Here is an 11398-nt window from a genome sequence, read left to right on the forward strand (position 1 = left end):
GTGCATCAGTTCGGCGCGGCGAGGTCGCGGCGAGGGAAGATGTAGAAGGCCCATCCAGCAGCGATCACGGCGACTACCCCAAAAATCAACGCAGCGGAGCTATCGACGGTACCATTTAAGAGATCCACCGGCGAGATGTGATTGAAGAGCGATAGGTATTGGTAAGGCTCCACAACATCCCAGAACGAGCCGATTACTTCAATGATGTAGTTCAACATGATGAACGAGACGGTGATCGCCATTGCGGGGGCCGTTCGATCAAAGCTGCCACTGGTGGCGATGCCGATTGTTGCGAACATGCCCCAGAAGAGCGCACCGTACGCCCAGAGGATTGGCAGCTGTTCAAAGGCGAGTTGGTCGGTGACCCCGGCGATCTGTGCGCCGAGGATGGTGCCGCCGATGTAGGCAAGTGAGACGAGCGCTGCGCCGACCCAGCCCTCGATCATCATGGTGGCGAGGATGGTGCGGCGGCTGAGAGGACGGCTCAACAGCAGTTCGAGGGTACCGCGCTGACGCTCGCCCGAAATGGCGCCGACGGTGAGACCGGCGCTCAAGATGCCGAAGAGGGCGATGGAGATTGGGTGGATAAAGCCCACCGAGATCGTGCCCGCGAGGGTCGAGAAGCGGCCTGAGCCAGGCGGGGTCGGCGTCCCAGCGATGGAGTCTTGGAAGGCCTTGTAGATCACGGGGAAGAGGAGCGACCAGATCACCACCACTGATAGGCCGACAGCGAGGCGAATGCGATGGCCGCGCAGCAGGCGTCGGAAGAGGGTTGCGTTGATCATCGGGAACTCCTCTTCTTGGCTGGACTCTTCTTGGCGGGCACGCGCCTCGCTGCTGGTCGCTTTGTAGCGGGCTTCGGTTTCGCCTTCTTCACCTCGGCAATGTCAGGGAAGACCTGAATAACGCCAGAGCTGTGTCGCGCATCACCGTAGTACGACATGAAGGCCTCTTCAAGGCTTGCCGCCTCAATCAGCAGGTCGCGCAGGTCAGATGTTTGAAGTCGCGCGATGAGTTTCGGTACGGCTGCCGGCTCTGCTTCGCAGCTGATGCGGTAGCCGCTCATCCCCTCAGGGGCAACCTTGACGCCGAAGACGCCGGTGAGTGTGGTGAGGCGCGTTGGCTTGCGCGCGACGAGCGCATCAACGCGGCGCCGCTGGAATCGCACCAGCGTCTCAACGGTCTCGAGGGCAACAAGCTTGCCGCCGCGAACGATGGCGACGCGATTGCAGATGCGCTCCACCTCGCTGATAAGGTGGCTGCTAAAGAAGACGGTTCGGCCGGCGGCGACTCGCTCAAGGAGCAGCTCCTGCAACGAGCGCTGCATCAACGGGTCGAGACCCTCGGAGGGCTCATCAAGAATCAGCAGCTCTGGATCGGTCTCAAGCGCCTGCACCACGCCAATCTTCTGGCGCATGCCGCGGCTGTAGTCGCGCACCGGTCGCTTCAAGATTGCGTCGGACAGTTCGAGCGCCTCCATGATGCGATGGCGCAGGAGTGATGGTCGGCCGCTCAAGGCGCGCATGTGGTCGAGGTACTCACGGCCGCTCATGTAGTCGTAGACGGCGAAGCCTGAGGGTAGGTAGCCAACACGGCGACGGATCTCGACCGAGTCTTTGACGATGTCGAGGCCGAGCACTGAGGCGGAGCCGGCGGTTGGGTGCAGGAAGCCAAGTAGGGTGCGAATGGCGGTGCTCTTCCCCGCGCCGTTTGGACCGAGGAAGCCGAAGAGCTCACCCTCCTTGATCTCTAAGTCGATCGAGGTGAGCGCCTTGATCTCGCCAGTGCGGCCGTAGTGCTTCGTGAGGGCACGGGTTTGAATGGCGAATGAGCTGGACATGCCCAAATAGTAGACCTTTGACCCAAACACGCTCCTCCCCCTAGACTGAGTTGGCACTCGACATCTGCCGAGTGCCAAGAGAAGAGGTAGGCATGGTTCGACGACAGCGACGCACCGGTCTCCTGGACGATCGCGCCCGCATCATCCTCGCCGCCCTCGTGGAGGAGCACATCCGCACGGCTATCCCTGTGGGATCGATGGCCCTCTCAGACGGCTATGACCTTGGCGTCTCGCCCGCCACCGTGCGCGGGGTGCTCGTTGAACTTGAGGAGCTCGGTCTGCTCATGCAGCCACACACCTCCGCCGGTCGCATCCCCACTGACCTCGGCTATCGCACCTACGCGGTGGAGATCGCCACCCCCGACGAGGTCACCCCCGTTGATCAGCTCATGATTCGGCACCAGTTCGGCCAAGCTGAAGGGGGCGCCGACCAGTGGTTCCGAATCGCCGCCACCACGCTGGCGAGCTCTTCGCGCGCTGCGGGGATCGCCACCCCAATGCGCCCGACCTCCGCCCAACTCCGCCACATCGACCTCGTGCGCACCGCCGACCGCCTCGCCACCCTGATCGCCGTGGTGAGCGATGGGAGCGTGCGCCCAACCCTGCTGCCACTCCCAGAGGGGGCCGACCAAGATGCCCTCACCGCCGTGGCAAGTCGCCTGAATGCGACGGTGCTCAACAAGAGTTCGGCGCAACTCGCCGCCGCCGCCACGAGCCTCCCCGAGTCGCTGCCGAACCGCGCCATCGTGCGGACCGTGCTGGAGCGCACCAGCCGCCTCCTCGCTGAGATCGACGATGCGGCGGTCGAACACGTCTATAGCGACGGCCTCCTCAATGTGATGGAGGCCCCCGAGTTCGCGGAGAGCTCGCGGGTGCGCAATGTCTTCACCGCACTCGAAGGGCGCGGTTACTTGGGCAACCTGGTGCACGAGGTGGTGCAGGGTGGGCAGGTGCGACTCTTTATCGGCAGCGAGAACGTCCCCGTTGAGATGCACGGCGTCTCCCTGATCCTCGCACCGTACGGAGTCCCCGGTCAGGCGCTCGGCGTCGTGGGGGTCCTGGGGCCAACGCGCATGCCGTACCCGCGGGCGGTCGGCTCGGTGCAGTTCGTGGCCAACCTCCTCTCGGAGCTCGTCACCCGCTTCCATCGCGCCTAGCGCTTGACTCACGCCGCCCCGCGGCGTATTCTCCCCTCAGCGAGTTAGCACTCTAATCCTTTGAGTGCTAACTTACGCACGAGCCCTCCCAGAATCGGGGGCTCCTGAGCACAAAGGGGGGCACGCATGACCCAACCGACGATCGAGTCAGAGGCAACCGAGCAGGAGGCGCCTGAGCTCGATCCGCTCGCCACCGCCCTCTTGGAGCGCGACGAGCAGATCGCCGCCCACCAGCGCACCGCCGCCGATTTCGCCAACTTCCGCCGCCGCACCGCCGAGGAGCGGGAGCGCGAGGCTGGTCTGGCGAGCGAGTCACTACTCATCAAGGCCTTGGCGGTCGCAGACGACATGGACCGCGCCCTCGCCGCCGTCCCCGAGAACCTAACGGCCGAGCCGTGGGTTGAAGGGGTCGCCGCCATTCATCGAAAGCTCCTGGCGCTCTTGGAGAGCGAAGGGGTAACCCCATTCGAATCGATCGGCAAGGCATTTGATCCGCGGGAACACGAGGCGATTGCCCAGATTCCCGGCAGTGGCAAGCCCGCCGGCGAAGTGATCGCCGAGCATCAAAAAGGGTGGCGAATTCGTGACCGAATTCTGCGACCTGCGGTGGTGAGTGTGGCGAACGACTAACGGAGCGACCGCTCCACATAGCGTAGAAAATTTTGGAAGCAGTTAAGAAAAGGAGAACCTACATGGGAAAGATTATCGGGATCGATCTGGGAACCACGAACAGCGTTGTTGCCGCCATGGTCGGCGGCGAGCCGACGGTGATTAGCTCCGCCGAGGGCGGACGAACCGTTCCATCTGTTGTTGGATTCGGCAAGGGCGGCGAGCGACTCGTCGGCCAGCTGGCGAAGCGCCAAGCGGTAACGAATCCAACGAACACCGTCTTTAGCATCAAGCGCTTCATGGGTCGACGTTTTGACGACGTTGAGTCGTTGAAGACGAAGGGTCTCGTTCCCTACGTTGTAGAGAAGGATGCCGGCAGCGACGGCGTGAAAGTCAAGGTTGATGGCGGATCATATTCGCCACAAGAGATCTCGGCGATGATTTTGCAGAAGCTGAAGGCCGATGCAGAGGCGTTCCTCGGCGAGAAGATCACCGAAGCCGTGATTACGGTGCCAGCCTACTTTGACGACACGCAGCGACAGGCAACGAAAGATGCCGGCCGCATTGCGGGTCTCGACGTGAAGCGCATCATCAACGAGCCAACCGCTGCGGCGCTAGCCTACGGTCTCGACAAGAAGAAGGAAGAGAAGATCGCCGTCTACGACCTTGGTGGTGGCACGTTCGACATCTCAATCCTCGAGCTTGGCGACGGCGTCTTTGAGGTGAAGTCGTCCAACGGCGACACGCACCTTGGTGGTGACGACTTTGACCAGCGGATCATCGACTGGCTCTTGGCCGAGTTCAAGAAGGACCAAGGGATCGACCTCTCAAAGGATCAGCAGGCCCTTCAGCGCCTCAAGGAGGCGGCGGAGAAGGCAAAGATTGAGCTCTCCGGCACCGGCCAGACCGAGATCAACCTGCCGTACATCACGGCCGACGCGACCGGTCCGAAGCACGTGGTGGTGACCCTGACCCGAGCGAAGCTCGAGTCACTGGTTGCCGACCTGATTGAGAAGACGAAGGCTCCAGTGCTCGCCGCACTAAAGGACTCGGGCCTCAAGGCGTCGGAGATCGACGAAGTCGTTCTCGTTGGCGGCATGACGCGCATGCCCGCCGTTGTTGAGGCGGTCAAGGCGCTCTTCGGTGGCAAGGAGCCATCGAAGGGTGTGAACCCTGACGAGGTGGTGGCGATCGGCGCAGCGATCCAGGGCGGCGTCCTCGCGGGCGACGTCAAGGATGTGCTGCTGCTCGACGTGACACCGCTCTCGCTCGGCATTGAGACGTTGGGTGGCGTGATGACGAAGCTCATCGAGCGCAACACGACGATCCCAACCTCAAAGAGCCAGACGTTCTCGACGGCCTCCGACAACCAGCCGCAGGTGGAGATCCACGTGCTGCAGGGTGAGCGCGAGTTTGCCGCCGACAACAAGACGCTCGGCAAGTTCATCCTCTCCGGGATCCCCGCCGCTCCGCGCGGCGTGCCACAGGTTGAGGTGACGTTCGACATTGACGCGAACGGCATCCTCGATGTGAAGGCGAAGGATCGTGCGACGGGCAAGGAGCAGCAGGTGCGCATCACCGGCAGCTCGATGCTCGGCAAGGACGATGTTGATCGCATGGTGCGCGAGGCGAAGGACCATGAAGCAGAAGACAAGGCACGCCGCGAGGCGGTCGACTTCCGCAATCAGACTGAAGCGCTCGCCTTCCAGGCGGAGAAGACGTTGACCGATCTTGGCGACAAGGTCGATGCGACGAAGAAAGCCGAAGCGGAAGGACTCATCGGCGAGGTCCGCGAGGCCCTCAAGGGTGAGGACCAGACGCTCCTGAAGGAGAAGGGCGAGGCGCTCGCGCGACTCATGTCGGAGATCGGCACCGCCGCCTACCAGCAGGGTCAGGCCGAGGGCACCGACGGCGCCGAAACCGGTGAGCCAACCCCTGCCAGCGAGGAGACGATCGAAGGCGAAGCGAAGGAGGTCTAACCTATGGGTATGACCAACTCCGCAGCTGAACCTACCGCGCTGATCCGCGCCCAAGGCCTGACGAAGGTCTTCGGCGCGCGTTCGGCCGTGGCTGGCATCAACTTCGAGGTCCGCGACGGCGAATTCTTCGGCTTCCTTGGGCCCAACGGCGCAGGGAAGACGACGACGATGCGCATGATCGCGGGCGTCTCACCACGAACCTCGGGCACCCTTGAAATCTTTGGGCAGGACCCAGATCTTCACGGCTCCGAGATTCGTGGCCGCATCGGCGTGGTGCATCAGCAAGAGACGCTCGATATGGAGCTGACGGTTCGCGAAAATCTGCTCATCTTCGGTCGCTTCTTCGGTATGGATCGCCCAGCAATTGCGACGCGCGCCGATGAACTCCTTGAACTCTTCCAGCTGAGTGACCGCGCCAAGGATCAGGTGGAGCCACTCTCTGGCGGCATGAAGCGCCGACTCTCTATTGCGCGATCACTCATCGCCAGCCCGCGCATCCTGATGCTCGACGAGCCGACCACCGGACTCGACCCACAGGCGCGACACCTCTTATGGGATGCGCTGCAGCGCTTGAAGCGCGGCGGCACCACGATCGTGTTGACCACCCACTACATGGATGAGGCTGAACAACTCTGTGACCGACTGGTGGTGATGGATCAGGCAAAGATCGTTGCCGAGGGTTCGCCACGGCAGCTCATCGTTGAACATGCGTCGCGCGAAGTGCTCGAACTGCGCTTCCCGAACGGCACGGAATCGATCGACGCGAAGGTACTGGAAGGGATTGGCGACCGCTACGAGCGACTTGCGGAGCGCGTGATCATTGGCTGTGAGAATGGCGAAGCGGCGCACGCCCGCGCGTTGGAGCACGGCCTCGATCCTGAAAGTTGGCTCGTGCGACGCTCAAGCCTTGAGGACGTCTTCCTTCGCCTTACGGGCCGGACACTCGACGAGTGACCGCCGCGTCGAGCGTCGCTCCGAATCGAATGCGCAGCCGACTCGCCGCGATTCGCGAGGCGGCGCCACACTCAACTCGTTGGCGCCACATTGTTGGGTACATGCTTTCCGTTTATCGACGCGAGTGGCAGGGGTCGGTCTTTAGCGGCTTCATTGAGCCACTTGTAGTTCTTGCGGGGCTCGGTATTGGGCTCGGCGTACTGGTCGGCGATAAGGCCGCCGAGATTACTGGTGGAGTGAGCTATGTGGCCTACATCGCCCCAGCACTGATGGTCAGTTCGGCGATGAACCTTGCGACCAGTGAGGCGGCGTGGCCGATCTTGGCGCGCGTTGCCTGGGTGCGCATCTACCACGCGATCATCGCCACCCCGCTCAACGCCGCCGACGTCATGGTTGGGGCGATCGCCTTCATCGTGGGGAAGGTCGCCTTCGCAGCTGCCTTCTTCGCCGGGGTGCTCCTGGTCACGGGGATTACGACCAGTCCAGAAGGGGCCCTCGGCATGCTTGCTGTCTCCATTCTTACCGCCTTCGCCTTCGGCGCCCCCATGGCCGCCTTCTCGGTGACGCAGAAGTCTGACCAGGGGTTCGCCTTCCTCTTTCGGCTGATCATCACGCCGCTCACCTTCTTCTCGGGGACCTACTTTCCGATCGAGAATCTGCCGTTCGCTGCACAGGCGCTCTCCTGGTGCACCCCCCTGGCACACGGGGTCGCCCTCAGCCGTGCGCTGGCGCTGGGTACCCCGCTGACCAACCTTGGCATCCACGTCGCCGCACTCCTCCTCTGGGGGATCGTCGGCACCATTGCGGCGATCTACCTCTTTCGCAAGAGGATGCTGAAGTGATCGCCAGCCTCGCGCCGCGCGCCTTTAGCGTTTTTGAGCGCAACGTTTTCGTCTATCGCCGACAGTGGGCGATCATCGTCACCGGCTTCTTTGAGCCCCTCTTCTTCCTGCTCGGTATCGGCTACGGCGTTGGTGGCGTGATCGGCACCATTCCGTATGGCGGCGCTGACGTTCCGTACGCAGCGTTTGTTGCCCCAGCGCTCCTTGCGAGTGCCGCGATGAACGGCGCTATCTTCGACTCCACCTTCAACATCTTCTACAAGTTGAAGTACGGCAAGATCTACGATGCGATCCTCTCCACCCCAGTCGGTGTGGGTGACCTCGCCGTTGGTGAGCTGCTCTGGTCAAACCTGCGCGGCGTGATCTACGCCACCGCATTCCTGATCGTGATGCTCGTCCTTGGCCTCGTGCAGTCGCCGCTCGCGCTACTAGCGCCGGTTGCGGTGATCTTCATCGGCTTCTCATTCGGTGCCGCTGGATTCGCCATCACCACGCACATGCGCTCATGGAAAGACTTTGACTTCCTCTTCATCATCCTGACGCCGCTCTTCCTCTTCTCTGCGACGTTCTACCCAGTCGAGATCTATCCAGGGGCACTCCGCTGGGTCGTGGAGCTTTCGCCGCTAACGCGCGGCACGCACCTGGTGCGTTCACTCTGCTTCGGCGATTTAAATCTCGTCATGCTGGTTGACATCGCCTATCTCTCAGCAATTAGCTTCATTGGCTATCGCCATGCCGTACGCCGACTCGGCGTGCTCCTGCTGAAGTAGGCGCGAGATGGCACGCGACTTCTACGCGATCCTCGGCGTGCCGAAGGGGGCGAGTGCCGACGACATCAAGAAGGCGTTCCGCAAGGCGGCCCAGAAGCACCACCCCGACGTTTCGAAGGCTCCCGACGCCGCGGCGAAGTTCAAGGAGATCAACGACGCCTATCAGGTGCTCTCCGACGCGGGGCAACGCGTGCGCTACGACCAGTTTGGCGAGGCCGGCGTTGGTGGTGGAGCGGGTGGCCCGGGTGGCGGAGCTGGTGGATTCCCTGGTGGATTCCCAGGTGGCTTCCAGGGTGGCTTCGGCGGCGGTGGCATTGAGGACCTCTTTGAGGGGTTCTTTGGCGGCGGCGGTCGCAGCGCGCGACGCAGCGGTCCACCCCCCGGAGATGACATGCGCTACGACCTGCGCGTGGAGTTCAGCGAATCGATTCGCGGCGGCACACGAGACCTCGACTTAAAGATGAAGGTCAACTGCGACGGCTGCGCGGGGAGTGGTGCCGCGAAGGGCTCAGGAACCAAGGAGTGCGACGGTTGCGGCGGGCGCGGCTCGGTGCGCACCGTGCGCCAAACTATGCTCGGCCAGATGGCCGTCGAAGCACCGTGCGCCAAGTGTGGCGGTGAGGGGCGCATCATCGAAAAGCAGTGCCCAACCTGTCGCGGCGAGGGGCGACTTAACGGCTCCAAGCGACTGCATGTGGAGATTCCACCCGGCGTTGATGACGGCACGCAGATTCGACTGAGCGGTCAGGGTGAACCGGGTCGTCGCGGCGGCCCCGCCGGAAATCTCTACGTCGTCATCGAGGTGAAGGAGCATCCGCAGCTGGTGCGCGACGGGATCGACCTCACCACGGAGATCCCACTCTCCATCTCGCAGGCGGCACTCGGCGCGCGCGTGGTGGTGCCGACCGCCGAGGGGGAAGAGGAGATTGAGATCAAATCGGGGACGCAGCCAAACGATGTCGTGCGCCTGAAGGGGCGCGGCGCGCCTAACGTGCGACGTCCAAGCCAGCGCGGCGATCTGCTGATTCACATCGTTATTGAGGTGCCGAAGAGGTTGAGCGGCGATCAGCGCAAGGCGCTCGAGGCATACGCCAAGGCGAGTGGCGAGGATCAACACTGAGCACCGACGGCTGGCTCGAACTCAGCATTGAGTGCGACCCTGAAGCCGCCGAGGCGATCAGCGAACGACTCGGACGCCTCGCCCCCTCTGGCACCAGCGCCGAACCGGCCACACCACCACCCATCGATGGTGACGCACTTGGCCCCATCTACGACCCGACCGCGTCGGTGCGCATTCGCGCCTGGCTCCCCGACACGGCCAGCAACCGCGCCGCAGCCGACGCGCTGGTAACGGAACTAGAACGGTTCGCCGCCTTCTCAAGTGGTGGCGTTGGCCTGCGCGGCATTGGGCCGCTGCTCGTGCGACCGATCCCCGCCGAAGAGTGGGCAACCAGTTGGCGCGCAGAATTCCCGATCCTGCGCGTCGGCCGCATCGTGGTGCGCCCGCCGTGGCGCGAGCACACCGCCGCCCCTGGCGACGCGGTAGTAACCATTGATCCAGGCCAGGCATTCGGTACGGGCTTGCATCCAACGACGCGTCTTGCGCTGATCGGCCTTGAGAGGTGGAGCACCGCGGGCCGACTCGGCGAGCTCCCACGGAGCGGTCCTGGCGTGCTCGATGTGGGAACAGGGAGCGGCATCCTTCTACTGGCCGCGATCGCCCTTGGCGCATCGCACGGCACTGGCGTCGATATTGATCCGCTCTCTGTTGCAGCCGCCACCGAGAATGCCGCACGCAACGGTGTCGCCGAGCGCGTCACGATCCAGGCGGGCTCACTCCCCATCAGCGCGCCGGCACCGCTGGTGATGGCGAACCTTGTCGCCACGCTCCACATCGAACTTGCCTCGCTTCTGGTTGGGGCGATGGTGCCGGGCGGGCGACTCCTGACCAGCGGCATGTTCACTACGCGTGCCGATGAGGCGATTGCCGCGCTGGAGGCTGCTGGCGCAACGCTCGTCGAACGCTGGGAGGAGGGGGAGTGGGTGGCCGCCGAATTTAGCGATGGCCGCGCTACACTCGCATCATGAGTGACTGCCTCTTCTGCAAGATCATCGCGGGCGAGATTCCGAGCACGCAGCGACACAGCTCGGATCTTGTGGTCGCCTTTGACGACATTGCGCCGCAGGCGCCACTTCACGTGCTGATCGTCCCGCGCGAACATATTGGTTCGGCCGCCGACCTGCGCGACACAGCGGCACACGGCGCGCTCTTGGCACGCATGCATCACGTGGCGCAAGAGATTGCGGTGGAGGCCGGCTACGGCGACCGCGGTTGGCGTCTCGCTAGCAACGTTGGCGTTGAGGGTGGCCAGGCGATTGAGCATCTGCACTATCACCTGCTCGCCGGGCGACAACTGGCATGGCCACCGGGATGAGCGAAGCACCAGTCACGCGCAAGCGAGGCTTCCCGTACCGCACCGTAATCGTGCTGGTCGGCGGCATGGCGATCTTTAGCTTCCTGTCGGGCGGTGGACCCACCGCCGAGCCACAAGGCCCTGCCGCATCGGCGGCGCCCACGGCACGCAGCTCCGCAGAGGCGGCACAGGTGGAGGGGCTCCTCGTTTCGGTAGTGACTGCTGCAGGCCTCGGGCCCATTCTGAACAGCGCCGATGTTCGCCCGCCACTTCCGCCAGAGATGAACAGCCTCCCCCGAACGGTGGTCCGCGCCGCCTCGACGCGTGATCCGAACGGCATCCCGCTCATCGCGATCTCGTTTGTCGATGCCGCCACCGCGCGGGCAGCAGCCTCACAACTCGCCGCCTACCTGGTCGCCCCGGTGAACCTGGTGCTTGTCCCCCCAGGCGCTCAATTCAGCCTCTTCCAGTCGGGGAACCTGCTCGTCATCCTGCAGCGCACCCCCTCGGCCGACCTCGACAGCGAGGCGGCGAATACCCTCCTGCTGACCCTCCAGGGGATGCTCGAAGAGGTCCCCCTCCCGCGCTAAGTCGCCCTCGTGCGGGGGATCGGCTATCCTCAACCCCTTAGGAGGTGCCACTTGGCAGAAGTACGTATTGGTGACAACGAGTCTTTCGAGGCCGCGCTGCGCCGTTTCAATAAAAAGGTCCAGCAGGCCGGCATCTTGGCCGAGTCGCGCCGCCGCGAAGCGTTCGAGAACGCCGCGGAGAAGAAGAAGCGCAAGGACGCCAAGCGCAAGAAGCCGATGGGCGGAGCACCGCGCGGGATCTAG

General features: G+C 63.6%; 13 protein-coding genes. 11 read left to right on the top strand and 2 right to left on the bottom strand.

What is annotated here, in order from left to right; all coding sequences use genetic code 11:
• Nucleotides 1-5: 5 nt before the first annotated feature.
• Nucleotides 6-785: an ABC transporter permease subunit gene (locus tag AC3LB0_RS02990; RefSeq protein ID WP_488649678.1), complete on the bottom strand. Its 780-nt coding sequence runs from the start codon at nt 783-785 to the stop codon at nt 6-8.
• Complete coding sequence (locus AC3LB0_RS02995; protein ID WP_488649679.1) at nt 782-1840, bottom strand: ABC transporter ATP-binding protein; 1059 nt, start codon at nt 1838-1840, stop codon at nt 782-784. The genes AC3LB0_RS02990 and AC3LB0_RS02995 overlap by 4 nt, the downstream gene beginning before the upstream one ends.
• A 92-nt stretch (nt 1841-1932) precedes the next feature.
• On the opposite strand from AC3LB0_RS02995, the gene hrcA reads away from it, so the two are divergent.
• From hrcA to rpsU, 11 genes are all read left to right on the top strand, one after another.
• Nucleotides 1933-2997 (top strand): heat-inducible transcriptional repressor HrcA, encoded by a 1065-nt coding sequence (gene hrcA / locus AC3LB0_RS03000; RefSeq protein WP_488649680.1) that lies wholly within the window; start codon nt 1933-1935, stop codon nt 2995-2997.
• A gap of 126 nt (nt 2998-3123) precedes the next feature.
• Nucleotides 3124-3627, top strand: coding sequence for a nucleotide exchange factor GrpE (locus tag AC3LB0_RS03005; protein WP_488649681.1), 504 nt, complete (start codon nt 3124-3126; stop codon nt 3625-3627).
• Nucleotides 3628-3689: 62 nt separating this feature from the next.
• Entirely contained in the window at nt 3690-5585 is a 1896-nt protein-coding gene (dnaK, locus tag AC3LB0_RS03010; RefSeq protein ID WP_488649682.1) for a molecular chaperone DnaK, read from the top strand.
• A 9-nt stretch (nt 5586-5594) separates the two neighbouring features.
• Nucleotides 5595-6539, top strand: coding sequence for an ABC transporter ATP-binding protein (locus AC3LB0_RS03015; protein WP_488649683.1), 945 nt, complete (start codon nt 5595-5597; stop codon nt 6537-6539).
• Entirely contained in the window at nt 6536-7381 is an 846-nt protein-coding gene (locus tag AC3LB0_RS03020; RefSeq protein ID WP_488649684.1) for an ABC transporter permease, read from the top strand. Before AC3LB0_RS03015 ends, AC3LB0_RS03020 begins: the two co-directional genes overlap by 4 nt.
• Nucleotides 7378-8151, top strand: coding sequence for an ABC transporter permease (locus AC3LB0_RS03025; RefSeq protein WP_488649685.1), 774 nt, complete (start codon nt 7378-7380; stop codon nt 8149-8151). Before AC3LB0_RS03020 ends, AC3LB0_RS03025 begins: the two co-directional genes overlap by 4 nt.
• A gap of 7 nt (nt 8152-8158) precedes the next feature.
• Entirely contained in the window at nt 8159-9271 is a 1113-nt protein-coding gene (gene dnaJ / locus AC3LB0_RS03030; RefSeq protein WP_488649686.1) for a molecular chaperone DnaJ, read from the top strand.
• Nucleotides 9268-10239 carry a 50S ribosomal protein L11 methyltransferase gene (locus AC3LB0_RS03035; protein WP_488649731.1) on the top strand — a complete coding sequence of 324 codons (972 nt, stop codon included), beginning with the start codon at nt 9268-9270 and terminating at the stop codon, nt 10237-10239. The genes dnaJ and AC3LB0_RS03035 overlap by 4 nt, the downstream gene beginning before the upstream one ends.
• A complete protein-coding gene (locus AC3LB0_RS03040; RefSeq protein WP_488649687.1) occupies nt 10236-10586 on the top strand; it encodes an HIT domain-containing protein in 351 nt (116 codons plus the stop codon). Before AC3LB0_RS03035 ends, AC3LB0_RS03040 begins: the two co-directional genes overlap by 4 nt.
• On the top strand, nt 10583-11155 hold the full coding sequence (locus AC3LB0_RS03045) for a hypothetical protein (protein ID WP_488649688.1): 573 nt from the start codon (nt 10583-10585) through the stop codon (nt 11153-11155). Before AC3LB0_RS03040 ends, AC3LB0_RS03045 begins: the two co-directional genes overlap by 4 nt.
• A gap of 51 nt (nt 11156-11206) precedes the next feature.
• On the top strand, nt 11207-11398 hold the full coding sequence (rpsU, locus tag AC3LB0_RS03050; RefSeq protein ID WP_488648798.1) for a 30S ribosomal protein S21: 192 nt from the start codon (nt 11207-11209) through the stop codon (nt 11396-11398).

Source organism: Candidatus Limnocylindrus sp. (assembly GCF_040397235.1).
Lineage (GTDB): Bacteria > Chloroflexota > Limnocylindria > Limnocylindrales > Limnocylindraceae > Limnocylindrus.